The organism is Streptomyces sp. NPDC002176 (genome assembly GCF_044903645.1).
Taxonomy (GTDB): Bacteria; Actinomycetota; Actinomycetes; order Streptomycetales; family Streptomycetaceae; genus Streptomyces.
Map to the genome: position 1 here is coordinate 709,662 of NZ_JBJDQW010000004.1, position 25,801 is coordinate 735,462.

Sequence of the window (25,801 nt, forward strand, 5' to 3'; positions counted from 1 at the left end):
GCTCAGGTACCGCGCCTGCGCAGCGACGACCCGGTCCGGTCCTTGACGACCTCCAGCTGGGCGTGGATGCGGCGGCGCAGGTCGCCGACGTGGCTGACGATGCCGACGCTGCGGTCCCGTTCGCGCAGCGAGTCCAGCACGTCGAGGACCTCGTCCAGCGTCTGGTCGTCGAGGCTGCCGAAGCCCTCGTCGATGAAGAGGGTGTCGAGCCGGACCCCGCCCGCCTCGTCGGTGACCACGTCGGCGAGGCCGAGGGCGAGCGCGAGGGAGGCGAAGAAGGTCTCGCCGCCGGACAGGGTGGCGGTGTCCCGCTCCCGGCCGGTCCACGCGTCCACGACATGCAGCCCGAGCCCGCTGCGCCCGCGTCCGCTGCGGTCGTCGGAGTGGACGAGGGTGTAGCGCCCGGCGGACATCAGCCTCAGGCGCGCCGTCGCGGCGGCGGCGACCTGCTCCAGGCGGGCGGCGAGGACGTACGACTCCAGGCGCATCCGGCGCTCGTTGTCCGCGCTGGTGCCCGCGGCGAGGGCGGCGAGCCGGGCGACCCGGTCGTACTCCTCGCGCAGCGGGGCGAGGCGCCGGGCGCCGTCCTCAGCGCGGGCGGAGAGCCGGTCCAGCTCGGCGGTGCGGCGGGCGGCCTCGTCACGGGCGGAGGCGGCTTCCCGCAGCCGCCGCTCGGCCCCGGCGGCACGCTCCCCGACGACGGCGAGGTCGGCGGGGGCCTGCCGGGACGCGGCCAACGTCTCGGGCTCGGCGAGCACGGCGCGTACGGCGGACTCCTCCGACTGCCGTTCGTCCAGCCGGTGTTGGAGCGCGCGATGGGTGGCGGAGTCCAGCAGGGCGGCGGCGGCCGCGCTGGGGGTGTCGAAGCCCGCGCGGTAGGCGGCGTCGGCCAGCCGGGCGTCCGCCTCCTTCAGGCGTACGGCCGCCTCCTCTGCCGTACGGGCGGCGTCGGCGGCCTCGGTGAGCACGGCCGCGAGTCGCTCCAGCTGGGCGGCGCGGGCGGCGACGCTGTCGGCGGTTCCGCGCGCTCGGGTCAACTCGGCTTCTAGGGTGGTCTGTTCGCGGTCGAGGGTGTCGCGCCGGGTGAGCCGGGCGGCGGCCCGTACGGCGGACTGCTGGCGGGACTCGAGCCGCTGCTCGCGTTCCGTCTCGGCCCGGCGCAGCTCCTCGCGCGCCGCGTGGAGGACGGAGGCGTCCCGGCGGGCCTGCTCGAACTCCTGCTCCAGCTCGGTGACTTCGGCGGCGATGCGGTCGACGGGGGTGTCCCCGACCTCGGCGGTGACCGCTTTCAGGTCGGCTCGCAGCCCCGTGTCCCGCTGCTTGTGCTCGTCGTGCTCCCGCTGGGCCTTCTGGTGCTCGTCGAAGGCGTGCTGCTCGGCGTCCCGGTCCACGTGTCCGGCGTCCTTGCGGGCCGGGGCGGGGTGCTCGGTGGCTCCGCAGACCGCGCAGGGGGCGCCGTCGGTGAGGTGGGCGGCCAGCTCGGCGGCGATGCCGGTGAGGCGCTGTTCCTTGAGGTCGAGCCAGTCTTCGCGCAGCTTCTGCGCGCGCTGCCCGGAGTCGAGGGCCCGGCGTTCGGCGGCCACGACGTCCGAGGTCAGCCGGTCGCGGCGGCGGGCCGCGTCGAGCCGCCGACTGGCGGGGTCGCGCCGGACGGCGAGGGACTCCGCGCGGGAGGCGGCCTCCTGGGCGGACTCGATACGGGTCTGGAGGGCCGCCCGGGCGGGCTCCCAGCCGTCCAGCCAGGCGTCCGCCTCGCGCAGGGCGTGTTCGTCCGCGCGCTCCTCCCGGTCGAGTCCGTCCCGCTCGGCGAGCAGTTCGGTGAGCCGGTGCTCGGCGCGGCGGGCGGAGGCGAGGCCGCCCAGTTCCTCGGTGGCGCGGCGGGCGGCGGCCGCGAGACCGGGGGCGCCGGAGTCGGCCTGGTCCTCGGGCAGCGCGCGCCGGGCGTTCGCCTCGGCGAGGGCGGCCCGCCGTTGCGCGTGCTCGGCGTCCTCGCGCAGCTCCAGCGCGGGCGCCACGGTCTCGGCCTTGCGGCCGCGCTCCATACGGGCCCGCGTCTCGTCGTACTCCCCCGCCCGCTCCGCGAGGCGCGCGGCACGGTCCTGGGCCTCGGTGAACCGGTGCTGGAGCCGGGCGAGTTCGCGAGCGTCGGCCAGCTCCGCCTGGGCGCGGGTGTGGGCGGACTCGGCGGCGGTGAGGCCGCAGTGGGCGATGGTGAGGCGTTCGCGAACGGTGCCGCGGGCGACGGCGGCCGCCGCGAGGACGGCGACGGCGAGCCCCGGATCGCCGGGCGCGAGGTCGGGCAGCTCCATGGCGTCACCGGCCGCCTGCTGCATGCGGTGGGCGTCGGCGAGCAGGGCGGTGTCGCCCTCGCGCACCCGTGCCTCGGTGGCCCGCCTGCGCTCCGCGAGCCGCTTCTCCACGTCGGCGAAGCGCTGGGTGTCGAAGAGGCGGCCGAGCAGCTTGCCGCGTGCCTCGGCGTCGGCGCGCAGGAAGCGGGCGAAGTCGCCCTGGGGCAGCAGGACGACCTGGCAGAACTGCTCGCGGCTCATGCCGAGGAGCTGGGTGATCTCCTCGCCGATCTCGTTGTGCGAGCGGCTGAGGTCCTTCCAGGTGCCGCGCACGGCGTCGTACTCGCGCAGCCAGGTCTGGGCCTTGTCGAGGGTGGTGCCGGTGCCGCGCTTCTTGGGGCGCTCCCACGGCGGCTGCCGGGTGATCTCCAGTCGGCGTCCGGCGACGGTGAGTTCGAGCCGGACCTCGGTACGGGTGCCCGGTTCGGCGTGGTCGCTGCGCAGGTGGGTGCCCTGGCCGCCCTGACGGGCGCCGGGGACGGAGCCGTAGAGGGCGTAGCAGACGGCGTCCAGGACGGAGGTCTTCCCGGCGCCGGTCGGGCCGTGCAGCAGGAAGAGTCCGGCGGCGGAGAGCGCGTCGAAGTCGACGCTCTGGGCGCCGCCGAAGGGGCCGAAGGCGGTGATGTCGAGCCGGTGCAGCCTCATCGGGCGACCTCCCGGACCACGTCGTCGGCGCGCACGGCGTCGAAGGCGTCGCGCAGCACTTCGGTCTCCCGGTCGTCGGGGGCGGCGCCGCGCACATGGGCGACGAAGTCCTCCGCGATCTGCTGGTCGCTGCGGCCCGCGAGGCGCCGGGCGTAGGAGACGGCCGGGTCGTCCGGGGCGCGGTCGGGGGCGAAGACCAGGCTGAGGGTGTGCGGGAAGCGGGCGGCGATCCGGGCCATGGGGTCGGCGGGGCGGACGGCGTCGGTGAGGGTGGCCTCGACCCAGGCGTCCTCGTGGTGGCTCAGCGCGGGGTCGTCGAGCAGCGCCTCCAGGGTGCCCCGGACGCGGGCCAGCGGGCGCGGCACCGGGCAGTCGAGGCGCTCGGCGGTGACGGCGCCTTCGGCGTCCAGGTCGACGAGCCACATGCTCTTGCGGTGGTCGGTCTCGGAGAAGGAGTAGGCGAGCGGGGAGCCGGAGTAGCGGACGCGCTCACTGATCCGCTGGCAGCCGTGCAGATGACCGAGGGCGACGTAGTCGACGCCGTCGAAGACCCCGGCGGGCACGGCGGCCACTCCGCCGACGGTGATGTCCCGTTCGCTGTCGCTGGCCTCGCCGCCGGTGACGAAGGCGTGGGCGAGGACGACGGAGCGGGTGCCGGGCGCGCGGCCCGCGAGGTCGGCCCGGACGCGGTCCATGGCGGCGGCGAGCACGGCCTCATGTCCGGCCTTGGGTACCGCGAACTCGTCCTTGACCAGGGCGGGTTCGAGGTAGGGCAGCCCGTAGAAGGCGACGTCGCCGTGGGCGTCGGTGAGGACGACCGGGGTGCCGACGGCGGCCGGGTCGGTGCGCAGGTGGATGCCCGCGCGGTCGATGAGTCCGGCGCCGACGCCGAGGCGGCGGGCCGAGTCGTGGTTGCCTGAGATCATCACGGTGGGCACGCCCAGCTCGGCGAGCCGGTGCAGGGCGTCGTCGAACAGCTCGACCGCGGCCAGCGGGGGCACCGCGCGGTCGTACACGTCTCCCGACACCACGACGGCGTCCACGGCCCGCTCGCGCACGGTGGCGACGAGGTGGCCGATGAACTCGGTCTGGGCCCCGAGCATGTTCACCCGGTGGAAGGCCCGGCCGAGATGCCAGTCGGAGGTGTGCAGGAGTCTCATGGACCCCGAGACTAACGGGAGGGTCGGACAACGCGCCCCGGTCACTTCGGATTTGGGCGTTATGCCCGATTGACCCGTTTCAGGCGTCTCCGTACGCCTCTCCGCCCAGCTCCAGCCCCGCCGATCCCGCCGTGGCGTCCGCCAGCCAGCCGCGGAAGGTGTCGACATCGGCGTCCGGCAGGGCGATGTCGATGGCGACCGCCTCGCCGTAGCGGACGTCGCGGACCTCGCGGCCGGTGGAGCGCAGGTCGTTCTGCACCTTGCCCGCACGCTGGTGGTCGACGGTCACCGTGGCCAGCCGGTAGCGGCGCCGGGTGAGCGTGCCGAGCGAGTCCAGCGCCTCGCCGACCGAGCCGCCGTAGGCCCGGATCAGCCCGCCCGCGCCGAGCTTCACCCCGCCGTAGTACCGGGTGACGACGGCGACGACGTACCGCATGTCGCGCCGCAGCAGCATCTGGAGCATCGGCACCCCGGCGGTGCCGCCGGGCTCACCGTCGTCGCTGGCCTTCTGGGTGGAGGCGTCGGCGCCGATCACGTACGCCCAGCAGTTGTGCGTGGCGTCGGCGTGCTCCTTACGGACCCCGGCGATGAACTCCTGCGCCTCCCGCTCGGTGGCGGCCGGGGCGAGCGCGCACAGGAAGCGGGAGCGGTTGATCTCGGTCTCATGCACACCCGCGCGGGCCACTGTGCGGTACTCGTCCTGCATCCGGCCAGCCTATTGCAGGGTGCGGGCGGCCCGATCCGGCCCTCGCGGGGCCCGCAGGCCGAGCCACTGATCGGCGTCCCAGGCCCGGAATCGCTCGACCTCGGTGAACCCCAGCTTTGCCGCGAGGCGCATCGAGCCGGTGTTGGCGGTCTGGGTGGCGAGGACCACCGGCTCACCGGGGAGGACGCTGCCGACCCACTCGAGTGCAGCGGCGCACGATTCCGCGGCGTACCCGAATCCCCACGCGCGTGGCAGGAACAGGTAGCCGAGATCGGGCTTCCCCGCGGCGGCCGGGCGATGGTGCGCGGGTGCTCTGCGGAGCAGGATCTGGCCGATCATCGCCCCGTCGAGATCGACGACGAAGCTCCCGGGCCACCGCTCGGGCACCTCGGGCAGCTCGCGCTCGAGCTCGGCACGCGGGCGGGGTCCACCGAGGTAGGTGTGCACGTCCGGCGACGCCAGCAGCTCGATGAACGTCGCACGGTCCCGGGCCTCGGGCTCACGCAGCACGAGCCTCTCGGTCCTGATCGGTGCGGGCGGCCAGGCAATGGGTCCGAGGTCAGTCATGTCGGCCAGCCAATCAGCGGGCGCAGCGGTGATCAAGGGGTGAGGGCCAGCTCGACTCGAGATGTCCGTGCGGAGCGCCGCGCGCTGCCGCCGCCGGTGTGCGGGGGAGGATGCGGGGCAGACGCGCTCAGCGATCAGGCGGTCCGCGCGGTGGGCCGTGGGTGAGGAGGCAGCAGCGTATGACCAGCGTCCCCGTGCAGCCCGCGGACCCCGGTGGACCCGCACCCGACTCCGTGCGGGCCCGCTGCCGTGGCTGGCTGCTGGAGGGGCTGAGCGAGCGGACCGCCCGGCATCCGGGGCCGCACCGCACCCCGCGCCCGGACCAGGAGGGCCACCGCTGGTGGCGGGTGATGTGCCTGACCGGCGTCGACTACTTCTCCACGCTCGGCTACCAGCCCGGCATCGCCGCCCTCGCGGCCGGTGCCCTCTCCCCGCTGGCGACCCTGGTGCTGATCGCGCTGACCCTGTTCGGCGCGCTCCCGGTGTACCGCATGGTGGCGCGGGAGAGCCCGCACGGCGAGGGTTCGATCGCCATGCTGGAGCGGCTGCTGTCCTGGTGGTCGGGGAAGATCCTGGTGCTGGTGCTGCTGGGGTTCGCCGCCACCGACTTCATGATCACCATCACGCTGTCCTCGGCGGACGCGGCGGCCCATGTGATGGAGAACCCGTTCGCCCCGCACTGGACCCAGGGCGAGGGCGTCTGGATCACCCTGGTCCTGCTCGGGCTGCTCGGCGCGGTCTTCCTGAAGGGGTTCCAGGAGGCCATCGGGATCGCCGTCGTCCTGGTCGGCACGTATCTCGCGCTCAATGTGGTCGTCCTCGCCGTCTGCGCCTACCAGGTCCTCACCCACCCGGTGCGGATCGAGGACTGGACGCGGCTGATGACGGCGGAGCACTCCTCCCCACTCGCCATGGTCGGCGTGGCCCTGCTGGTCTTCCCCAAGCTCGCGCTCGGCATGTCCGGCTTCGAGACCGGCGTGGCGGTGATGCCGCAGATCAAGGGCGGCGCCCAGGACACGTACGAGAACCCGGCGGGCCGTATCCGGGGCGCCCGCAAGCTGCTCACCACCGCCGCGCTGATCATGAGCTGCCTGCTGCTGCTCTCCAGCCTGGCCACGACGATCCTGATCCCCGAGAAGGACTTCAAGACCGGCGGCCCGGCCAACGGACGCGCCCTCGCCTATCTCGCCCACCAGTACCTCGGCGAGATCTTCGGCACGGTGTACGACCTGTCGACGATCACCATCCTCTGGTTCGCGGGCGCCTCCGCGATGGCCGGACTGCTCAACCTGGTCCCGCGCTATCTCCCCCGCTACGGCATGGCCCCGGAGTGGACGCGCGCGGTACGGCCGCTGGTGCTGGTGTTCCTGGTGGCGGCCGTGCTGATCACCCTGTGGTTCCACGCCAGCGTGGACGCGCAGAGCGGGGCGTACGCGACCGGTGTGCTGGTGCTGATGCTCTCGGCGGCCTTCGCCTCCACGGTGGCGGTGCACCGGCGCGGGCACCGGGCGGCCACGATCGGCTTCGGCACGATCACCGCCGTCTTCGCCTACACCCTGGTCGACAACGTGATCGAGCGGCCCGACGGCATCAAGATCGCGTCAATCTTCATCGTGCTGATCCTGCTGACCTCGTTCGGCTCCCGCGTGCACCGCGCCTTCGAACTCCGCGCCACCGACGTGGTGTTCGACGTGGCAGCGCTGCGCATCATCGACGAGGCCGCCGAGCACGGCCCGCTCCAGCTCATCGCCAACGAGCCGCAGGAGCACAGCAGGCGGGAGTACCGGGAGAAGGAGCGCGAGCAGCGCCAGCACACCCGGCTCCCCAAGGGCGCCTCCGTGGTGTTCCTGGAGGTGTTCGTGCGGGACTCCTCCGACTTCACCGCCGAGATCACCGTCCACGGCGACGAGAAGCACGGGGTACGGCGGCTGCGCGCGGACGGGCCGACGGTGCCCAACACCATCGCCGCCGTCCTGCTGGCCCTGCGCGACCGCACCGGCAAGGTGCCGCACGTCTACTTCAACTGGACCGAGGGCAACCCGATCGGCCATCTGCTGCAGTTCCTGGTCTTCGGCAACGGCGAGGCGGCGCCGGTCACCCGCGAGGTGCTGCGCCGCGCCGAGCCGGACCCGGAGCGGCGGCCCTGGGTGCACGTGGGCTGAAGCCTCAGCCGGGGTTGCCCAGCTCCCCGGCGAGGTCGAGGGCGAGCAGCCGGTCGGCGTAGAGGAAGGTCTCGAAGCGGGCGCCGTCCGGCAGTTCGGGCGTCTCCGCCACGTCCCGCAGCACCGCCAGTACGCCGGGCAGGTCGAGGTCGTCCTCCCAGGCCGCCCGCAGCCGGGCCCGCACCTCGTCGGGCACCGGGCGCGAGGGCCGGTTCCCCCAGCGGGCCACCCCGGTGCGCCAGGCGGCCGCGGTCCGCGCGGCCGCCTCCAGCGCCCCCTCGTCCAGCAGCGCGGGTTCGCCGCGCGGCACGGACAGCAGCGCCAGGCGCAGGGCGCCGGGGTCCTCGAGGAGCCGCTGTACGTCGTCGTCGGGGCCCTCCCACCGGGCCGGTGCCACGGCGACCATCACTCCGGCCTCGGGCGGGTCCTCGGTCGCGGCCCGTACGTGCACCACCTGGGCCTCCCCCAGGCCGGAGGCCACGTCCCGGCTGTCCTCGAAGGGGCGGATGCTCAACGCGATTGCGGCGGTGCCGAGTTCGGCCTGCTCGCGGGGTGCGGTGAGCATGGTCCAGACGGGGGTGCCGCCGAGTTCCAGGGCGCGCACGAGGAGGTCGGCGGTGAGCAGGACACGCAGCGCCGTCAGGTCCAGGCCGCCCGCACGGACCTCCACACGGGTCAGCCCGCGGCGGGCGGGGGTGGCGGGGACGGGCTCATCGGTCCGGGCGTCGAGGATGCGCAGCACGCAGCGAGCGTAGGCGCGCGGGCGGCCGGACGCAGCACCTTGTACCGATTCCGGACAGCGTGGCGGGCCAAGCGGGGGAATCGGCGTGCGGCGACCGCTGTTGTCCGGGTGGCACAGTTCCCCGCGCTTGGAGGAGGCCGCCGTGTACGGCGACGAGGCGACGATCCGCACCATCCTGACCGGTCTCGGCGACACCTGGGCGGTGGTCGGCCTCTCGGACAACCGGTCCCGCGCCGCCTACGGGGTCGCCGAGGTGCTGCGCCGGTACGGCAAGCGGGTGGTGCCGGTGCATCCGAAGGCGGAGCCGGTGGCGGGCGAGCAGGGGTACGCCAGCCTCGCCGACATCCCGTTCGACGTGGACGTGGTCGACGTGTTCGTCAACGGCGAGCTGGCGGGCGCGGTCGCCGACGAGGCGGTGGCCAAGGGCGCCCGCGCGGTCTGGTTCCAGCTCGGCGTGGTGGACGAGGCGGCGTACGAGCGGACGCGGGCGGCGGGCCTGGAGATGGTGATGGACGCCTGCCCGGCGATCGAGATCCCCCGCCTGGGCTAGATCCCGAGCCCCTCGACCACGATCGCGCCGGGAATCTCCGCGAACGCCTTGCCCGGCACCAGGAGTTTGCCGCGCCTGCGGCCGCTGCCGACCAGGACGTAGGGCAGGTCCAGCACGGCCGGGTCGATCAACAGCGGCCAGGCGGCGGGGAGTCCGAGCGGGGTGATGCCGCCGTACTCCATGCCGGTCTCGCCGGTCGCCAGGTCCATCGGGGCGAACGACGCCTTGCGGGCGCCGAGTTGACGGCGGACCGTGCCGTTGACGTCGACCTTGGTCCGGGACAGCACCAGGCAGGCGGCGAGCGTGGTCTCGCCGCCGCGCTTGCCCGCGACCACCACGCAGTTGGCGCTCAGCTCGGGCAGGTCGGCGCCGTAGTGCTCGACGAAGACGGCCGTGTCCGCGAGGTCCGGGTCGGTGTCGACGTACAGGATCTGCTCGGCGGGGACGGACCCCCGCCAGTTCCGTACCGCCTCGGCGACCGGGGCGGTCAGCTCGGTCAGGGCGTCGGGGGCGGGGGTGGCGTGGTCGAAGTCTCCGATGGGGGCGCGCATGGCGGCACCGTAACAGCCCGTTCCGGGCCGTCAGCGCACGGGCGGTACGGAGACCGCCATCACCATCCGGGTCGGTACGTCGCCCTCGTTGCCGTAGGTGTGCGGGGTGTCGGCCTCGAAGGTGGCGCTCGCCCCGGCCGGGACGGTGTGCCGTACCCCGTCGACCTCCAGGGTGAGTTCGCCGGAGGTGACGTGGACCAGCTCGACCGTGCCGGCGGGGTGCGGGTCGGCGCTGCTGTGCTCGCCCGGCATCAGGTTCCAGTCCCACAGCTCCAGCGGGCCGGGGGCCTCGGTGCCCGCCAGCAGCCGGTTGTAGCTGCCGCCCTCGGTGTGCCAGAGCCGGACCGCCTGGTCGGCGGGGACGACCCGCACGCGCGGGCCCTGTTCGTAGTCGAGCAGGGTGGTGACGCTGATGCCGAGCGCGTCGCCGATCTTGACGACGGTGCCGATGCTGGGGTTGGTGCGGGCCTGCTCGATCTGGATGAGCATGCCCCGGCTCACCCCGGCGCGGGCGGCCAGCGTGTCCAGCGTGAAGCCGCGCTCGGTGCGCCAGCGGCGGACGTTGCGCGCCAGGGACTGGGTCAGCAGGTCGAGGTCCGCCACATCACGTCCATTGCAAGTCACATCGGGGGTCACAGAGGCCACACGGGCCTCGTCGGTCACAGGAAGGAATGACCGGATCGGGTGCACGGGACCACGGTGTGCCGCACCCGGCCGTGCACCGCACTGTACTGCGCGGTGCGGTACGCGGCACACGCCCGCTCAGCCCTCCGCGTCCAGCTTGGCGAGCTGCTCGACCTGCGCCTCGTCCAGCGCGGCCAGCGCGCCCAGCTGCGCGCCGGTGACCCCGGCCGGGGGCGGTACCGGGGCGGGCGTGCGCAGCGGCGGCTGCCAGCCCTCCTCGGGGGTCCAGCGCCGTACGACGCGGGCGGGTGCCCCGGCGACCACGGCGTGGTCGGGGACCGTGCCGCGTACCACCGCTCCGGCCGCGACCACCACGTTCCGGCCGATCCGGGCGCCGGGCAGGATCACCGCGCCGGTGCCGATCCAGCAGCCGGGGCCGATCTCCACGGGCTCCATCCGGGGCCACTGGCGGCCGATGGGCTCGTGGGGGTCGTCGTAGGAGTGGTTGGTGGAGGTGACGTACACGTACGGGCCGAAGTAGCAGTCGCGGCCGATGGTGACCGTGGTGTCCGCGATGACATGGCTGCCCCGGCCGAGGACCACGCCGTCGCCGATGCGCAGGATCGGGTCGGGGCCGAGGTCGAGGTCCGGCATCAGACCGGCGGTGAGGGTGACCTGCTCGCCGATGATGCAGTAGTCGCCGAGCCTGATCCAGGGCTCGCCGAAGACCGTGCCGAGCGGGAAGGCGAGCCGGGTGCCCTCGCCGATCGCGCCGAACCGGAACCGGCCGGGCTGCCCGGCGGTGACCGCGCCCCTGCGCTGCGCCCAGCCCCACACGGCATGGACGGCACGCTGGGCGAGCCCCTGCCGCCAGGAGGGATACGTGTTCTTGGGCTTCGGCACCCGCCCACGTTACTCAGCGGTCACTCACCGCGAGGCGCCGGGCGGCTGTGATCTTCACCCCATCCGGCAGGCCCTGCCATGCCCTACCGTGCGGTCCTGTTCGACTTCGCCCGGCAGAGAGACGGTGGACACGCATGACGCACAAGGCCCTGATCGTGGGTATCGGCGGCCGGGAACCGGCGATCGACCCGGAGGCGTTCGTCGCCCCGAACGCCTCGGTGATCGGCGAGGTGACGCTGCGGGCGGGGGCGAGCGTCTGGTACGGCGCGGTGGTGCGCGGGGACGTCGAGCGGATCACCGTAGGCGCGGACGCCAACATCCAGGACAACGTCACCCTGCACGCCGACCCCGGCTTCCCGCTGACGATCGGTGAGCGCGTCTCCGTCGGCCACAACGCCGTGGTGCACGGCGCCACGGTCGAGGACGACTGCCTGATCGGCATGGGCGCGACGGTACTGAACGGCGCGGTGATCGGCGCGGGCTCCCTGGTGGCCGCCCAGGCGCTGGTCCCGCAGGGGATGGTCGTGCCGCCCGGTTCGCTGGTGGCGGGTGTTCCGGCGAAGGTCCGCCGGGAGCTGTCGGAGGAGGAGCGGCAGGGCGTCACCCTGAACGGCACCCTGTACGCGGACCTGGCGAAGACGCACCGGGCGGTGCACGAGTAGGAGGGGTGCTACGCCTGGTCGGCGCCGACCGCTTCGGCCTCGGGGGCCTGCTCCGTGGACTCCTTGCGCTCCGAGCGGCGCTTCATGACCACGAAGGAGCCGAGACCGACGACGAGCGCGGCGACCAGCGCCACCCAGGAGAACCGCTTGAGCCAGTCCTCCGCGACCATGCCGACGTAGTAGACGACGGCGGTGGTGCCGCCCGCCCAGACGACGCCGCCGAGGACGTTGGCGATCAGGAACTTCCAGTAGGGCATGCGGAGCACGCCCGCGAGGGGCCCGGCGAAGATGCGGAGCAGGGCGATGAAGCGGCCGAAGAACACCGCCCACATGCCCCACTTCTCGAAGGACCGCTCGGCGGTGGCGACGTGCGCCTCGCTGAAGTGCCGCGGGAATTTCTGCCCCAGCCAGGTGAGCAGCGGGCGTCCGCCCTTGCGGCCGATCGCGTAGCCGATGGAGTCGCCGATCACCGCACCGGCCGTGGCGCAGGCGCCGAGGACGAACGGGTCGACCCCGGTGTGCTGGGAGGACATGAGCGCGGCCGAGACGAGGACGATCTCGCCGGGCAGCGGGATGCCGAGGCTCTCCAGCCCGATCACCAGGCTCACCAGGGCGTAGACGGCGACCGCGGGCACCGAGTCGAGCCATTCCTGCACGTGCACCGCCGGTACCTCCCACTGACTGTCGCACCCTGCCGGGCGCGCCGTACACACGCACCCCCGGGAAGGCTACCCGGTCCCCGCACCCCGCCGACGGGCCCGGCCACTGAGCCCACGGCGAACCGGCGCATGACCGCGCGACCGGGCGCGCAGGCTGGAGCGATCGGCTCCGGGACGGCGGGCGCCGCGGCGGAGATCGAAGAGGTGCTCGACGGCGGGCTGCGGCGGATCGTGCTCACGCACGGGCACGAGGACCACACCGGTTCGGCGGCCTCGCTGGCCGTGCGCGGCGCGGCGGCGGCGCTGCGGGCGGCGGCCGCCGCGACGCGGTGAGGGTGGTCAGCCGTTCGGTCGCAGGGTCCAGACGACGGTCATCTCGCCGGAGACGGCGCCGTCCTCGCGCTGGATGGTGATGGCGACCGGGAACTCGGGGCGGCTGCCCGCGTCCAGCTCGGCGACGACCTCGGCGGCCGGGCGGCCCAGGGTGGCGGTGGCGGTCACCGGGCCGAGGGCGAGCTTCTTGTAGTCGATCTCGGCACGCACCGCGAGCGGCACCGCCCGCGAGAGCTGCTCGCCGAAGGCGGTGAGCACGATGGCCCCGCTCGCGGACTCGGCCAGCGTGAACATCGCGCCGGCGTGCGGGCCGCCCAGGTGGTTGTGGTACTCGGACTGGTCCGGCAGCCGGAGCACCGCGCGCTCGGGGGTGACCTCGATGAACTCCAGGTTCAGGGTCCGCACCATCGGCACCGCGGCGGCCAGCATGTCGCCCATGGAGGCGCTCTCAACTGTCATGACCGTGATGTTACCGACGGGTAGCGAACCTGGCCAGTCCCGCTCTCCCCTCGTTTCGGTACTGCCCTGACGAGGGACGGTGACCGAAACGTGTCCCCTGGCGCATTAGGGTTCTGGCCATGTGGCCAGGAGAGCAGCCGCCAGGGGGCGCGCAGAACCCGCAGGACAACCCGTATCAGCAGCCGGGTTACCAGCAGCCGAATCCGTATCAGCAGCCGGGTTACCAGCAGTACCCGCAGCCGAACTCCTATGGGCAGCAGCCCCAGTGGGGGCCGCCGACGCAGCCGCCGGGGAAGCCGGGGGGCGGGAACAACCGGGTCAAGGTCGTCGCCATCGTGTCGGCCCTCGCGGTCGTCGTCACCGCCGGGGTGACGGGGTATCTGGTCCTCGGTTCCAAGAACGACGGGCGCGACGAGGCCAAGGGCGGGAAGAAGACCAGCCAGGCGCCCACGCCCGCGCCGACGGGGAGTTCGTCCGCGCCGGACGACAACCCGCGTGGCGGGGAAGGGGAGAAGCCGGTCGTCGCGGGCTGGAAGGTCGTCGTCAACCCGAAGTTCGGCACCGCCTTCGACGTGCCGCCGGAGTGGCAGCTCGAATCCACGGACACCTCCTACTTCATGGAGGACCACGCGGACGACGACAAACTGATCACCTCGGTGTCCGCGCCCGCCGTCTACAAGTCCAAGTGGTGCACGGACGACAGCGACAAGGACGGCCGCACGGAGGACACCTCGCTGGCCGTCGCCGGTACGCGCGGCGAGAGCGGCGCGAAGAGCCCGGAGCAGGCCGCCGTGATGCGGGTGCCGTGGTACGTCTACGGCGGCTACACCCAGCCGGACAAGAAGAGCCTCACGTACGACAAGAAGGCCAAGCCCTACACCACGTCCTCCGGGGTCAAGGGCGCCTACACGTGGGCGCGTTCGTCGGGCAGTCCGCAGAAGGGCAAGTGCGCGAGCGACGGCAAGGCGATCTCCTTCGCCTTCCGCAACTCCGCGCAGGACATCGTGTCGTTCGACCTCTACGGCGCCAAGGGCGTGAAGGGGGAGGTCGACACGGCGACCATCATGAAGATCCTCTCCTCGGTGCGGCTGCACGGCGACCCCAGCGAGAGCTGACGGACGGCCGGTAAACCCGGTTGGCAGTCCCGGGGTCGCCCGGCCATAGTCGGCCGGTGATCCCGGACTCCTCCCCACGCCCCGCCTGGGCGGGCCGCAACTACTCGCTGCTGACCACCGCGGCCGTCGTCACGAGCCTCGGCGCCAACGGCTCGCTGATAGCGGCCGCGTTCGCCGTCCTGGACGCGGGCGGGGACGGCGGCGACGTGGGCCTGGTGGCCGCGGCCCGCACCCTGCCGCTGGTGGTGTTCCTGCTCATCGGCGGCGCGGTCGCCGACCGGCTGCCCCGGCACCGGGTGATGGTCGCGGCCAACGCCCTCAGCTTCGTCTCCCAGGCCGCCTTCGCCGTACTGGTCCTCTCGGGTGAACCCCGGCTGTGGCAGATGATGCTGCTCACCGCGCTCGGCGGCACCGGGCAGGCGTTCTTCAGCCCGGCCGCCGAGGGCATGCTGCTCTCCTCGGTCCAGGGGGAGCACGCGGGCCGGGCGTTCGCCCTGTTCCGCATGGCCACCCAGGGCGCGGCGCTCGGCGGGGCGGCGCTCGGCGGGGCCCTGGTCGCGGCGATCGGCCCCGGCTGGGTGCTCGCGGTGGACGCGGCCTGCTTCGCCTTCGCGGGCGTCCTCCGCGCCTTCCTCGACGTCAGCCACATCCCGCCCCGCGAACCGGGCGGCGGCATGCTGGCCGATCTCCGCGACGGCTGGCGGGAGTTCATCGGCCGACCCTGGCTGTGGGGCATCGTCGTGCAGTTCTCCCTGGTCAACGCGGTGGTCGGGGCGGCCAACGCGGTCTACGGCCCCTTGGTGGCCCGCGACAGCCTGGGCGGCGCCGGACCCTGGGGCCTGGCCCTGGGCGCCTTCGGCGCGGGCACGGCGGCGGGCGCCCTGCTGATGACCCGCTACCGCCCGCGCCGCCTCCTCCTCGCGGGCACCCTCGCCGTCTTCCCCCTGGCCCTCCCCTCGGCCGCCCTGGCCGTACCGGTACCCGTCGGGGTCCTGTACGGGGTCATGTTCGTGGCCGGTGCGACGGTGGAGATCTTCGGCGTCTCCTGGATGACCGCCCTGCACCAGGAGATCCCCGAGGACAAGCTCTCCCGCGTCGCGGCCTACGACTGGTTCGGCTCCGTGGCCCTGATCCCCCTGGCCACCGCCCTGGCAGGCCCGGCCCAGTCGACCTTCGGCCGCACCCCGGCCCTGTGGGGCAGCTCAGCCCTGATCGTCACCGCCACGGCCCTGGTCCTCCTGATCCCGGACATCCGCGGGCTGCGCCGCCGGGATACGGGGGACACGGTGACGCCGCGCACCCTCACGGATGGCGAAAGCCTCTCAGAGGACCAGCCAGTCAAAAGTCAATAGCCCCTGACGGCTAGTCATTTATGACCAGGGTCGGGATGCTGTGGGGAGCGTCGATCCGGACGTGCTCGCGCACCCGTCGAGAGGCAGCACGCATGTCTTCCGCACCTGCACCCGAGTCATCCAATCCGCGCCGCGCGCCACGACGCAGGCCGCCGGTCCCTTGGTGGGTCATCATGCTGTCGCTCGCCATCGCGACGGGGGCCTACGTCCTGCTCGTGGTGGTCGGAAAACAGGACGGCGCGGCCTCTGCGGGCTCCCTCGCCGCCCTGCTGACAGGCGTCCTGGCCGCGCTGTCCGCTCTCGGACGCGAGCAGTAGCCCGGCGGTCGGCCTCGCCGCGCGCCTCAGCCGATACCGAAAGCCCCGTCCGGGGGCGTGGGGGACGGGACGGCGTCGGCGTCGGGGACGGGGTGGGCCGTGCCGATGAACTTGCTTAGGGGCGGGCCGTGTTCGACGCGGGCGGGGAAGGCGTCGGCGGCCGTGCGGCGGGCCAGTGGGGCGGTGTTCAGGGGGTGTTGGGAGGCGAGGAGGACGGCGTTGCCGAAGCGGCGGCCGCGGAGGACTCCTGGCTCCGCGATCAGGGCGAGTTCCCCGAACAGGGCCGCGAGGTTGGCCAGTTGGGAGCGGAGGAAGGTGAAGGGCGCGCCGTCGGCGAGGTTGGCGAGGTAGACGCCGTCCGGGCGGAGCACCCGTGCCGCCTCGCGGGCGTAGTCCAGCGAGGTGAGGTGCGCCGGGACGCGGGAGCCGCCGAAGACGTCCGCGATCAGTACGTCGGCGCTGTCGTCCGGGGCCGCCTCCAGCCAGGCGCGCGCGTCGGCGGCGTGGGTGGTGATGCCCGAGCCGGGCGGCAGCGGCAGCTGCTCGGTGACCAGGTCGAGGAGGCCCTTGTCGGCCTCCACCACGTCCTGCCGGGAGCCGGGCCGGGTCGCGGCGACGTACCGGGGCAGGGTGAGCGCTCCCCCGCCCAGGTGCAGCACGTCCAGCGCCCGGCCGGGCTCGGCGGCCGTGTCGAGGGCGTGGCCGAGCCGACGGGCGTACTCGAACTCCAGGTGCTCCGGCTCGTCCAGGTCGACGTAGGACTGCGGGGCCCCGTCGACGGTGAGCAGCCAGGCCCGGTCCCGGTCGACGTCGGGCATCAGCTTGGCGGTGCCGTGGTCGACGGTCCGGCTCACGGGTATGGGTTCGCTCACCCGGCCATTGTCGCCGGTCCGACGGGGTGCGCGGAGCCGAGCCCCACGCACCCCGCACCGCTCAGCCGACGGAGGTGACCGTCCCCGCGCCCACGGTCCGCCCGCCCTCGCGGATGGCGAACCCGAGGCCCGGCTCCAGCGGCACCTCCCGGTCCAGCTCCACGGTCATCTCCACCGTGTCGCCGGGCCGGGCGACCGCCACCTCACCGAGGTCGATGTCCCCGGCCACGTCCGCCGTGCGGATGTAGAACTGCGGCCGGTACCCGCTGGACAGCGGCTTGGTGCGGCCGCCCTCGGCCCCGGAGAGCACGTACACCCGCGCGGCGAACCGGCGGCTCGGCGCCACACTCCCCGGCGCCGCGACGACATGCCCGCGCCGGACCGCGTCACGCGGCACCCCGCGCAGCAGGATCGCCACGTTGTCCCCGGCCTGCGCCTCCGGCATCGGCTTGCCGAAGGTCTCCAGACCGGTGACCACGCTCTCCACCCCGGCGCCGAGCACCTCCACCCGGTCGCCGACCCGCAGCGTGCCCCGCTCGACGGCGCCGGTGACGACGGTGCCGCGACCGGTGATGGTGAGCACGTTCTCCACCGGGAGCAGGAACGGCGCGTCCAGGTACCGCTCGGGCATCGGCACGTACGTGTCGACCGCGTCGAGCAGCGCCTCCACGGACGCCGTCCAACGCGGGTCGCCCGCGAGCGCCTTGAGCCCCGAGACCCGTACGACGGGCACCGACTCGCCCGGATACCCCTGGGAGGTGAGCAGTTCGCGCACCTCCAGCTCGACCAGGTCGGCCAGCTCCTCGTCGCCCGCGTCGGCCTTGTTGAGCGCGACCACGATGTGGTCGACCCCCACCTGCCGGGCGAGCAGCACGTGTTCGGCGGTCTGCGGCATGATCCCGTCGAGCGCGGAGACGACCAGGATCGCCCCGTCGAGCTGGGCGGCGCCGGTGATCATGTTCTTGACGAAGTCGGCGTGGCCCGGCATGTCGACGTGGGCGTAGTGCCGGGTGTCCGTCTCGTACTCGACGTGCGCGATGTTGATGGTGATGCCGCGCGCGGCCTCCTCCGGGGCCCGGTCGATGCGGTCGAACGGCACGAACGTGCCGGTGCCGCGCTCGGCGAGCACCTTGGTGATGGCGGCGGTCAGGGTGGTCTTGCCGTGGTCGACGTGGCCCATGGTGCCGATGTTCAGGTGCGGCTTGGTGCGCACGTATGCCGTCTTGGGCATGGCTGTTCCTCGTGGTCTTGGTGGTGCGTGGAGAGCACGGGGACCCCTGGGACTCGCCGACCCTCCCCTCGCGGGGTCCGCCGGGCTTGATCCGGAGAGGGTCAGCTTCGGGCGCCGTCGACGGCTGCCACGAGGACGAGGACGGCAGCCTTCGGCGCGTCCGCGACTGCGGATGCTGCGAGGAAGGCGTACCGGAACATGACGCAGATCATGGCGGACGCGTCGTCCCACGTCGAACGGTTTTCCGCGCCCGTCCGGCGGTCAACGGCCGCCGACCATACGCCGATCACACCCCCGCGTCGGTTACTGTCGCCGAATGCCCGATGCCACCACCCGCTCTGGGGGCACCGCCACGGCCGAGCCCCCGGCCGTCGCCCTGAGGCCGACCCCAGCCCTGCCCCTGACGCCCCTCACCCCCGCCGCCCGCGCGTGGCCCTCGCCGTACGCGCGTCTCGCGCTGCTGCTCACCCTGCTCGCGGGCGCGGCCGTCGCCGTCCTGGTCTTCGACCCGCAGCGCCTGCTCACCGACGGCTGGCCGCCGCAGCTCGGCGGGTTCGCGGCGGCGGCGGTGTTCGCGCTGGCGTACGGACTGTGCACGGTGGCGTTCGTCCCGCGCCCGCTGCTCAACCTGGCGGCGGGCGCGCTGTTCGGCTCCACCCTGGGGCTGACCTCGGCGCTGGCGGGCACGGTGCTGGGCGCCGGACTGGCGTTCGGGCTCGGGCGGGCGCTGGGGCAGGACGCGCTGCGTCCGCTGTTGCGCGGGCGCTGGCTGAAGGCGGCCGACGGGCAGCTCAGTCGGCACGGCTTCCGGTCGATGCTGGCGGCCCGGCTGTTTCCCGGCGTGCCGTTCTGGGCGGCCAACTACTGCGCGGCCGTCTCCCGGATGCGCACCGTGCCCTTCCTGCTCGCCACGGCGCTCGGCTCGATCCCGAACACGGCCGCGTACGCGGTCGCCGGGGCCCGCGCGTCCACGCCGACCTCACCCGCGTTCCTCATCGCGCTGGCCGCGATCGGGCTGCCCGCGCTGGCGGGTACGGTGCTGGCCTGGCGCAAACGCCATCATCTGCGCGCGCGTTGACGAAACCGCCGGGACGCCCCTGGTACCGGCCACGGACCCCCGGTGTTCATGACCATTCGATGACCAACCCCCTGTGAAGGCTTTGCCAACGGCGCCCGCTACGCTGCCCTGCGTCGCATGATCCCCTACGCTCCCCAGCGCTTGGACGCCTCTCCTCCATGTCTTGGTTTGAATCCCTCGTTCTCGGACTCGTCCAGGGGCTCACCGAGTTCCTGCCCGTCTCCTCCAGCGCGCATCTGCGGCTGACCGCGGCCTTCTCCGGCTGGCACGACCCCGGCGCGGCCTTCACCGCGATCACGCAGATCGGTACGGAGGCGGCGGTCCTCATCTACTTCCGCAAGGACATCGGGCGGATCGTCTCGTCCTGGTTCCGCTCGCTGTTCGACAAGTCCATGCGGGGCGACCACGACGCCCAGATGGGCTGGCTGGTGATCGTCGGGTCGATCCCGATCGGCGTGCTGGGCGTGACGCTCAAGGACCAGATCGAGGGGCCGTTCCGCGACCTGAGGATCACAGCGACCATGCTGATCGTGGTCGGTGTGGTGATAGGCATCGCCGACCGGCTGGCGGCCCGCGACGAGTCCGGCGGCCGACACCGCAGCGCCAAGCAGCGCAAGACCCTGCAGGACCTCGGCGTCAAGGACGGCCTGATCTTCGGCCTCTGCCAGGCGTGCGCCCTCATCCCCGGCGTCTCCCGCTCCGGCGCCACCATCAGCGGCGGCCTGTTCATGGGCTACAAGCGCGAGGACGCGGCCCGCTACTCCTTCCTCCTCGCCATCCCCGCCGTCCTCGCCTCCGGCGTCTTCGAGGTGAAGGACTCCCTGGGCGCGAACAGCGAGGTGGCCTGGGGGCCGACTCTCTTCGCCACGGTGATCGCCTTCGTGTCCGGCTACGCGGTCATCGCGTGGTTCATGAAGTGGATCTCCAACAAGAGCTTCATGCCGTTCGTCTACTACCGCGTGGCCCTGGGCATCGTCATCATCGCCCTGGTCACCGCGGGCGTACTGAGCCCGCACGCGGCGGAGTCGGCGGGCTGAGCCGCCCGGCCCCGGCACGGTCGGCGACGGGAACCTACGCGCCCAGGTGCGTCAGCGCCCCCTCCCCCACGGGGTACGGCCGCTCCTCGGGCAGCAGCGTGGCCGCCTCCTCCAGCCGCCCCGCCCGTACCGCCCCGTGGATCTCCCGCGCCAGCGGGGTCACGTCCCGGATGTCCACGATCCACTCGTCGGCATAGCGCGCGGCCGCCTCTCCGGCCAGGCCGAGCTGGAGGGAGCGGTGGGGCAGCGGGTTCAGGCGCAGGTCCCGCTCCGGGTCCCACTGCACCCGCGCGGGCGCCTCGCGGAGGGCGCGCTTGAAGTCGGCCGGGGTGCCGTGCAGCGCGGGGACGTGGTGCGAGAGGCAGGCGTTCTCGATGGCCCACTCGAAGCCGGTGCGGGTGATGTCGACGGCGAGGACGGTCTCCTGCCCCTCCTTGGTGCCCCAGCCGCAGCGGTACATCATCCAGAGGAAGGATGGCTTGATCCAGGTCATCCGCTCCCGCTTCCAGCTCGCCGGGAAGCGCCCGGCGCGGGCCGCCGGGACGCCGATGCCGGGCCGGTACGCCTGGTACACCGTGATCGTGGTGGGCGTGTGGGCCGCGCGGATCCGGAACTTCGGTTCGATGGCGGTGGGTTGATCGGGCATGTGATCAGGTTCGGCCACCCCGCGCCCGGTGCGCCACCCGATTTCGCGGGCGGCGCCCTGTCCCCGATCGGGCGGGGCGCGCACACTGGAGGTGTGGGCCCTGGGGAGGGAGAGTCCGGATGAGGAGCACGAGGTTGTTCGGCCGGCTGCTGGGCTCCCCCTGGCCCCGTTCCGGCGCCGCCGCCCTCGCGGGCGCGCTGCCCGTGCTCGCGTTCCCGGCGCCCGCGCTGTGGTGGTTCGCCTACGTCGCCCTCGTCCCCTGGATCGCCCTGGCCCGTACCGCGCCGACCGCCCGCCGGGCCGCGCTGGACGGCTGGTGCGGGGGCATCGGTTTCATGCTGGCCGTGCACCACTGGCTGCTGCCGAGCCTGCATGTGTTCATCTTCCTGATAGCGGCGCTGCTGGGCGCGCTCTGGGCGCCCTGGGGCTGGCTGGTGCGCCGCTTCCTGGGCGGCACCCCGTCCCCCGGCCGTGCCTCGGCCGCCCTGCTGGTGCTGCCCTCCGCGTGGCTGGCCGTGGAGCTGGTCCGCTCCTGGCAGGGGCTCGGCGGACCCTGGGGCATGCTCGGCTCCACCCAGTGGCAGGTGGGCCCGGCGCTGCGGCTCGCCTCGGTGGGCGGGGTGTGGCTGCTCAGCTTCCTGGTGGTGGCCGTCAACGTGGCGCTGGCGGTGCTGGTCTCGGTACGCGCCTCCCGCGTCCCCGCCGTCGCCTCCCTGGTCGCCACCGCCGCCGCGACCACCGCCGCGTACGCCTGGGCTCCGCACGCGGACGTGGACGGGCGGGCGCGGATCGCGGTCGTCCAGCCGGGGGTGTACGACGGTCCCGAGCAGCGGTTCGCGCGGGAGGAGGCGCTGACCCGGCAGCTGGCGGGGCGGGACGTCGACCTGATCGTCTGGGGCGAGAGCAGCGTCGGCCACGATCTGGGCGACCGGCCCGACCTGGCCCGCCGGATCGCCGAGCTGTCCCGGCGGACCGGCGCCGAGATCCTGGTGAACGTGGACGCCCGCCGCTCCGACCGCCCCGGCATCTACAAGAGTTCGGTACTCGTCGGCCCGGACGGCCTCACCGGCGAGCGGTACGACAAGATGCGGCTGGTCCCGTTCGGTGAGTACGTCCCGGCCCGCGCGCTGCTCGGCTGGGCCACCTCGGTCGGCAAGGCGGCGGGCGAGGACCGGCACCGGGGCACGGAGCAGGTCGTGATGGACGCCGGGCGGCTCCGGATAGGCCCGCTGGTCTGCTTCGAGACCGCGTTCCCCGACATGGGCCGCCATCTCACCGAGGACGGCGCGGACGTGCTGCTCGGCCAGTCCGCCACCTCGACCTTCCAGGACAGCTGGGCCCCGGAGCAGCATGCCTCGCTGGCCGCGCTGCGGGCCGCCGAGACCGGCCGCCCGATGGTGCACGCCACCCTGACCGGCGTCTCCGCCGTCTACGGCCCGGACGGCGAGCGCGCGGGCCCCTGGCTCGGCACCGGCGCGAGCGCCGCCCGGGTGTACGACGTACCGCTGGCGCACGGCGTCACCCCGTACGTCCGGCACGGCGACTGGCCGGTGGACGGCGCGCTGCTGGTGCTGGCGGTGCTGGGGGTGGCGGAGGGCGTACGGGCGCTCAGGCCGCGCCGGACGGGTCCTGAGCCGCTCGTACCACGCGCTCGCACAGCTCGTGGGTCGCCAGCGCGTCCCGTGCGCTGAGCGGTTCGCCCGCGCGGACGGCGTCGAGGAAGGTGAGGACGGCGCCCTCGATGCCGCGCTGCCGGGACACCGGGACCCAGTCGCCCCGGCGGCGCACGGTGGGCTGGCCCTTGTGGTCGATCACCTCGGCGAGGTTGATCACCTGGCGCTTGGTGTCCTGCCCGGAGACCTCGAGGATCTCCTCGGCGGAGCCGCTGAGCCGGTTCATCACGCCGAGCGCGGTGAAGCCGTCGCCGGAGAGCTGGAGCACCACGTGGTGCAGCAGCCCCGCCTCGGCGCGGACCCGGACCGTGACGTCGTCCACCGGGCCGGGCACCAGGAAGCGCAGGGTGTCGACGACGTGGATGAAGTCGTCCAGCACCATCGAGCGCGGTTCCTCGGGGAGGCCGACCCGGTTCTTCTGGAGCAGGATCAGCTCGCGCGGGTGCTCCAGGACCTGCGCGTAGGCGGGGGCGTAGCGGCGGTTGAAGCCGACGAAGAGGGGGACGCCCCGGCGCTCGGCCAGCTCCACCAGCCGCTGGGAGTCGCCGAGTTCGTAGGCGAGCGGCTTGTCGACGTACGTGGGGACGCCCGCTTCCAGAAGCCGGGTGACGATCTCCGGGTGCACGGCGGTGGGCGCGTGCACGAAGGCCGCGTCGAGGCCCGCGTCGAGCAGCGAGTCCAGCGTCTCGTGCCGCCGCTCCGCGGGGACGTGCAGCGAGTCGGCCACACGGGCGAGGGTGGCGGGGGTGCGGGTCTGGAGGTGCAGGTCGATCCCGGGCTGCGTGCCGAGGACCGGCAGATACGCCTTCCGCGCGATGTCACCGAGTCCGATGCAGCCGACCTTCACGTGCGCTCTCCCTACCGCTGTCCCGCGTTTTCCTCCTCGGAAGGATACGGCGGGCCGCACGGCTGAAAACTCATGGTCGTCGCGCGGGACTTGGGCGAGGATGCGGGGCATGACCGACATACGCAAAGAGCCCGCCATCGACGCCGGTGAACGCGACATGCTGGAGGGCTGGCTCGACTACCACCGGCTGACCCTGATCGAGAAGTGCGCGGACCTGACCGACGAGCAGTTGCGCACCCCGTCCGTGGCACCGTCCACCATGACGCTCCTGGGCCTGGTGCGGCACCTGGCCGAGGTCGAGCGGTACTGGTTCCAGGAGATCCTGCTCGGCGAGGACCTGGGAGTGCTGTACTCCACCAAGGAGGACCCGGACGCCGACTGGCACATCACCGACGCCGACACCTGGCAGGACGCCCACACGACCTGGCGGACCGAGGTGGAGCGGGCGCGGCGCAACGTCGCCGGTCTCGGGTTGGACGACCTGTCCAAGGGGTTGCGCAGGTCGGCGGGAGACCCGTTCCACGTCCGCTGGATCTACACCCACATGATCGAGGAGTACGCCCGGCACAACGGTCACGCCGACCTGATCCGGGAGCGGATCGACGGCCGGACCGGCGACTGACGCGTCAGCCCTCGTCCGCGCCACGCCCTCCGGTTGGGGGAGAGATCACTCGTGTGGGGCATCGGGGGCCCGTCGGTGGAGCCGGACCGGCGGCGGGGCGCGCAGAGTGGGCGGGTGGATCGAACTACGAGTGCCGCAGCCCTTCTGGTCACCGTGGCCGTCACTGCTCTCACCGGGTGCATGACAGTGCACGGGCCGACGGCGCCCGCCGCGGGACCGGACGCCCCACCCTCGCGGGCGGCGGCGGCCCGGCCGGACGGGAGCGCGCTGCCCCGGCTGGACCAGGAACCGGGGCAGGAGTCGCTGCAGCGGACCGGGCCCTCCCCCGCTTCGGAGACCCCGCACCACCCGGCCGCCGCCCCGGTGCCCGAACCGAGGCGGACGCCCGCCGTGCCCGCGCCCCGCAGGGCGTACCCGGAGCGGCCGCGCACCGACATCCCGCACGCACCCCGAGTGGCGCCGGGGGTCCCGAACGTGTGCGCCCTGGGCAAGAAGTACGGCGGCTGGTCCAAGAACAGCCCCCAGTCGACGATCTGCGAGCGGGCGTACGGACGCTGAAGTTTCAGTTCACCGGCCGTTGTCTCGGCGGACCCCAGCCGTCGCCCTCCGTGGGACCGGTGTCGGGGAGGCGGAGTTCCAGGCGGGTGATCGCGGCCCGGACACCGGTGCCGTAGCCGTCGTCGGGGAGGGTGTCCGCCGCGCGGCGGGCGCGGCGGAGGTGGGTGCGGGCGGCGTCCGCGCGGTCCAGCTTGAGGTAGTCGGCCGCGAGGTTGAGGTGCAGGGAGGGGTAGAAGCCGCGCACGGTGCTGGGGTCGGCGCCGGGGCGGCCGTCGGTCAGTTCGTCCGCCGCCGACAACGCCCGTAGGTCCCAGGCGAGTTCGTCCACCGGGTCGTCCTGGGTGTCGGCCAGGTAGTGGGCGAGGGTGCAGCGGTGCAGGGGGTCGTCGGACTCCGCCGTCTCGGCCCACAGCTCCAGCAGTCGGCGCCGGGCCTCCTCGCGGTCGCCGCCCCGGTGCAGCATGACGATCTGGCCGATCCGGGTGAGCAGGGCATCGGGCGCCGTCTGCTCCTGTCGCTCCGCCACCGCGCCCTCCGGACCCGTCATCCGGCCGCTCGTCGGCCGTCCGCCCATGACGCTAACCGCAGCCGGGGGCGATACCGGGCAGGCGGCTCCGGACGACACGACGACACGCCCGGACCGGCGCCGCCACGGGTGCGGGGCCGGTGCCGATGCGGGGCCGGTGCGGGTCAGCCCAGGTCGGGGATGCGCCAGTCGATCGGCTCGTGGCCCTGCGCGGCGACGGCCTCGTCGATCTGGGTGAAGGGCCGCGAGCCGAAGAACTTCTTCGCGGACAGCGGCGAGGGGTGCGCGCCCTTGACCACCACATGCCGGGTCTCGTCGATCAGCGGCAGCTTCTTCTGCGCGTAGTTCCCCCACAGCACGAAGACCGCCGGGTCGGGACGGGAGGCGACCGCGCGGATCACCGCGTCCGTGAACTTCTCCCAGCCCTTGCCCTTGTGCGAGTTGGCCTCGCCCGCGCGCACGGTGAGCACCGCGTTCAACAGCAGGACGCCCTGTTCGGCCCACGGCATCAGATAGCCGTTGTCCGGGACGGGCAGGTCCAGCTCCTCGCGCAGCTCCTTGTAGATGTTCCGCAGCGACGGCGGGGTCTTCACCCCGGGCCGCACCGAGAAGCACAGGCCGTGCCCCTGGCCCTCGCCGTGGTACGGGTCCTGACCGAGGACGAGCACCTTGACCTTGTCGTACGGCGTCGCGTCGAGCGCCGCGAAGACCTCCTCGCGCGGGGGGTAGACGGGACCGTTCGCCCGCTCCTCCTCGACGAACTCGGTCAGCTCCTTGAAGTAGGGCTGCTGCAGCTCGTCGCCCAGAACGCCCTGCCAGGACTCGGGCAGCATGGCGATGTCGGTCACGTCGATGT

The 25,801-nt window shown here is 73.4% G+C and carries 28 protein-coding genes; 12 read left to right on the forward strand and 16 right to left on the reverse strand.

Going from position 1 to position 25,801, the window contains the following annotated elements:
• Positions 1–2 precede the first annotated feature (2 nt).
• The 4 genes from ACI2LY_RS22410 to ACI2LY_RS22425 all read right to left on the reverse strand — a co-directional run bounded on the left by ACI2LY_RS22410 (position 3) and on the right by ACI2LY_RS22425 (position 5,426).
• Positions 3–2,993 carry an AAA family ATPase gene (locus tag ACI2LY_RS22410; RefSeq protein ID WP_404708696.1) on the reverse strand — a complete coding sequence of 997 codons (2,991 nt, stop codon included), beginning with the start codon at positions 2,991–2,993 and terminating at the stop codon, positions 3–5.
• Complete coding sequence (locus ACI2LY_RS22415) at positions 2,990–4,153, reverse strand: exonuclease SbcCD subunit D (RefSeq protein ID WP_404708697.1); 1,164 nt, start codon at positions 4,151–4,153, stop codon at positions 2,990–2,992. Before ACI2LY_RS22415 ends, ACI2LY_RS22410 begins: the two co-directional genes overlap by 4 nt.
• A gap of 79 nt (positions 4,154–4,232) precedes the next feature.
• A complete protein-coding gene (locus ACI2LY_RS22420; protein WP_404708698.1) occupies positions 4,233–4,859 on the reverse strand; it encodes a YigZ family protein in 627 nt (208 codons plus the stop codon).
• A 9-nt stretch (positions 4,860–4,868) separates the two neighbouring features.
• Complete coding sequence (locus ACI2LY_RS22425; protein WP_404708699.1) at positions 4,869–5,426, reverse strand: GNAT family N-acetyltransferase; 558 nt, start codon at positions 5,424–5,426, stop codon at positions 4,869–4,871.
• Positions 5,427–5,605: 179 nt separating this feature from the next.
• Between ACI2LY_RS22425 and ACI2LY_RS22430 the strand changes: the two genes are divergently transcribed.
• Positions 5,606–7,588 (forward strand): amino acid transporter, encoded by a 1,983-nt coding sequence (locus tag ACI2LY_RS22430; protein WP_404708700.1) that lies wholly within the window; start codon positions 5,606–5,608, stop codon positions 7,586–7,588.
• 4 nt (positions 7,589–7,592) lie between these two features.
• Here ACI2LY_RS22430 and ACI2LY_RS22435 read toward each other — a convergent pair whose 3' ends face one another.
• Complete coding sequence (locus ACI2LY_RS22435; RefSeq protein WP_404708701.1) at positions 7,593–8,330, reverse strand: hypothetical protein; 738 nt, start codon at positions 8,328–8,330, stop codon at positions 7,593–7,595.
• Positions 8,331–8,472: 142 nt separating this feature from the next.
• Between ACI2LY_RS22435 and ACI2LY_RS22440 the strand changes: the two genes are divergently transcribed.
• Positions 8,473–8,880: a CoA-binding protein gene (locus ACI2LY_RS22440; RefSeq protein ID WP_404708702.1), complete on the forward strand. Its 408-nt coding sequence runs from the start codon at positions 8,473–8,475 to the stop codon at positions 8,878–8,880.
• Here the strand turns inward: ACI2LY_RS22440 and ACI2LY_RS22445 are convergent.
• From ACI2LY_RS22445 to ACI2LY_RS22455, 3 genes are all read right to left on the reverse strand, one after another.
• Positions 8,877–9,431, reverse strand: a complete 555-nt coding sequence (locus ACI2LY_RS22445; RefSeq protein WP_404708703.1) for a YbaK/EbsC family protein — start codon at positions 9,429–9,431, stop codon at positions 8,877–8,879. The two genes, ACI2LY_RS22440 and ACI2LY_RS22445, sit on opposite strands and share 4 nt — an antisense overlap.
• A gap of 30 nt (positions 9,432–9,461) precedes the next feature.
• A complete protein-coding gene (locus tag ACI2LY_RS22450) occupies positions 9,462–10,034 on the reverse strand; it encodes a helix-turn-helix domain-containing protein (protein WP_401448651.1) in 573 nt (190 codons plus the stop codon).
• 159 nt (positions 10,035–10,193) lie between these two features.
• On the reverse strand, positions 10,194–10,958 hold the full coding sequence (locus tag ACI2LY_RS22455; protein ID WP_404708704.1) for an acyltransferase: 765 nt from the start codon (positions 10,956–10,958) through the stop codon (positions 10,194–10,196).
• A 134-nt stretch (positions 10,959–11,092) separates the two neighbouring features.
• On the opposite strand from ACI2LY_RS22455, the gene ACI2LY_RS22460 reads away from it, so the two are divergent.
• Positions 11,093–11,620 carry a gamma carbonic anhydrase family protein gene (locus ACI2LY_RS22460; protein ID WP_393915581.1) on the forward strand — a complete coding sequence of 176 codons (528 nt, stop codon included), beginning with the start codon at positions 11,093–11,095 and terminating at the stop codon, positions 11,618–11,620.
• A gap of 8 nt (positions 11,621–11,628) precedes the next feature.
• Here the strand turns inward: ACI2LY_RS22460 and ACI2LY_RS22465 are convergent, their stop codons facing one another.
• Positions 11,629–12,282, reverse strand: coding sequence for a DedA family protein (locus tag ACI2LY_RS22465; RefSeq protein WP_404708705.1), 654 nt, complete (start codon positions 12,280–12,282; stop codon positions 11,629–11,631).
• A gap of 126 nt (positions 12,283–12,408) precedes the next feature.
• Between ACI2LY_RS22465 and ACI2LY_RS22470 the strand changes: the two genes are divergently transcribed.
• Positions 12,409–12,612: an MBL fold metallo-hydrolase gene (locus ACI2LY_RS22470; RefSeq protein ID WP_404708706.1), complete on the forward strand. Its 204-nt coding sequence runs from the start codon at positions 12,409–12,411 to the stop codon at positions 12,610–12,612.
• Positions 12,613–12,618: 6 nt separating this feature from the next.
• On the opposite strand, the gene ACI2LY_RS22475 is transcribed toward ACI2LY_RS22470, so the two are convergent.
• Positions 12,619–13,071 (reverse strand): DUF4442 domain-containing protein, encoded by a 453-nt coding sequence (locus tag ACI2LY_RS22475; RefSeq protein WP_030808882.1) that lies wholly within the window; start codon positions 13,069–13,071, stop codon positions 12,619–12,621.
• Between the two features lie 119 nt (positions 13,072–13,190).
• Between ACI2LY_RS22475 and ACI2LY_RS22480 the strand changes: the two genes are divergently transcribed.
• From ACI2LY_RS22480 to ACI2LY_RS22490, 3 genes are all read left to right on the forward strand, one after another.
• Positions 13,191–14,186 (forward strand): hypothetical protein, encoded by a 996-nt coding sequence (locus ACI2LY_RS22480; RefSeq protein WP_404708707.1) that lies wholly within the window; start codon positions 13,191–13,193, stop codon positions 14,184–14,186.
• Positions 14,187–14,242: 56 nt separating this feature from the next.
• Entirely contained in the window at positions 14,243–15,538 is a 1,296-nt protein-coding gene (locus ACI2LY_RS22485) for an MFS transporter (RefSeq protein ID WP_404708708.1), read from the forward strand.
• Between the two features lie 173 nt (positions 15,539–15,711).
• The gene (locus tag ACI2LY_RS22490) at positions 15,712–15,855 is read left to right on the forward strand and encodes a hypothetical protein (protein ID WP_404708709.1); all 144 of its coding nucleotides are present in this window, start codon (positions 15,712–15,714) and stop codon (positions 15,853–15,855) included.
• Between the two features lie 26 nt (positions 15,856–15,881).
• Here ACI2LY_RS22490 and ACI2LY_RS22495 read toward each other — a convergent pair whose 3' ends face one another.
• Together ACI2LY_RS22495 and tuf are read right to left on the reverse strand one after the other, a co-directional pair.
• On the reverse strand, positions 15,882–16,727 hold the full coding sequence (locus tag ACI2LY_RS22495; RefSeq protein ID WP_404708710.1) for a spermidine synthase: 846 nt from the start codon (positions 16,725–16,727) through the stop codon (positions 15,882–15,884).
• A 61-nt stretch (positions 16,728–16,788) separates the two neighbouring features.
• Positions 16,789–17,958, reverse strand: a complete 1,170-nt coding sequence (tuf, locus tag ACI2LY_RS22500; RefSeq protein ID WP_404708711.1) for an elongation factor Tu — start codon at positions 17,956–17,958, stop codon at positions 16,789–16,791.
• A 316-nt stretch (positions 17,959–18,274) separates the two neighbouring features.
• Between tuf and ACI2LY_RS22505 the strand changes: the two genes are divergently transcribed.
• A complete protein-coding gene (locus ACI2LY_RS22505; protein WP_404708712.1) occupies positions 18,275–19,036 on the forward strand; it encodes a TVP38/TMEM64 family protein in 762 nt (253 codons plus the stop codon).
• 158 nt (positions 19,037–19,194) lie between these two features.
• A complete protein-coding gene (locus ACI2LY_RS22510; RefSeq protein ID WP_404708713.1) occupies positions 19,195–20,073 on the forward strand; it encodes an undecaprenyl-diphosphate phosphatase in 879 nt (292 codons plus the stop codon).
• A gap of 34 nt (positions 20,074–20,107) precedes the next feature.
• Here ACI2LY_RS22510 and ACI2LY_RS22515 read toward each other — a convergent pair whose 3' ends face one another.
• Positions 20,108–20,719: a DUF4291 domain-containing protein gene (locus ACI2LY_RS22515; protein ID WP_404708714.1), complete on the reverse strand. Its 612-nt coding sequence runs from the start codon at positions 20,717–20,719 to the stop codon at positions 20,108–20,110.
• 119 nt (positions 20,720–20,838) lie between these two features.
• Here ACI2LY_RS22515 and lnt point away from each other — a divergent pair, with 119 nt between their 5' ends.
• Positions 20,839–22,410, forward strand: coding sequence for an apolipoprotein N-acyltransferase (lnt, locus tag ACI2LY_RS22520; protein ID WP_404708715.1), 1,572 nt, complete (start codon positions 20,839–20,841; stop codon positions 22,408–22,410).
• On the opposite strand, the gene ACI2LY_RS22525 is transcribed toward lnt, so the two are convergent.
• The gene (locus tag ACI2LY_RS22525; RefSeq protein ID WP_404708716.1) at positions 22,328–23,239 is read right to left on the reverse strand and encodes a Gfo/Idh/MocA family protein; all 912 of its coding nucleotides are present in this window, start codon (positions 23,237–23,239) and stop codon (positions 22,328–22,330) included. The two genes, lnt and ACI2LY_RS22525, sit on opposite strands and share 83 nt — an antisense overlap.
• 109 nt (positions 23,240–23,348) lie before the next feature.
• On the opposite strand from ACI2LY_RS22525, the gene ACI2LY_RS22530 reads away from it, so the two are divergent.
• Both ACI2LY_RS22530 and ACI2LY_RS22535 read left to right on the forward strand, forming a co-directional pair.
• Positions 23,349–23,861 carry a DinB family protein gene (locus ACI2LY_RS22530; protein WP_404708717.1) on the forward strand — a complete coding sequence of 171 codons (513 nt, stop codon included), beginning with the start codon at positions 23,349–23,351 and terminating at the stop codon, positions 23,859–23,861.
• Positions 23,862–24,041: 180 nt separating this feature from the next.
• A complete protein-coding gene (locus ACI2LY_RS22535; protein WP_404708718.1) occupies positions 24,042–24,419 on the forward strand; it encodes a hypothetical protein in 378 nt (125 codons plus the stop codon).
• 4 nt (positions 24,420–24,423) lie between these two features.
• Here the strand turns inward: ACI2LY_RS22535 and ACI2LY_RS22540 are convergent, their stop codons facing one another.
• Both ACI2LY_RS22540 and ung read right to left on the reverse strand, forming a co-directional pair.
• Positions 24,424–24,945, reverse strand: a complete 522-nt coding sequence (locus ACI2LY_RS22540) for a hypothetical protein (protein WP_388999706.1) — start codon at positions 24,943–24,945, stop codon at positions 24,424–24,426.
• Positions 24,946–25,109: 164 nt separating this feature from the next.
• Complete coding sequence (gene ung / locus ACI2LY_RS22545) at positions 25,110–25,793, reverse strand: uracil-DNA glycosylase (RefSeq protein WP_393915690.1); 684 nt, start codon at positions 25,791–25,793, stop codon at positions 25,110–25,112.
• Between the last annotated feature and the right edge of the window lie 8 nt (positions 25,794–25,801).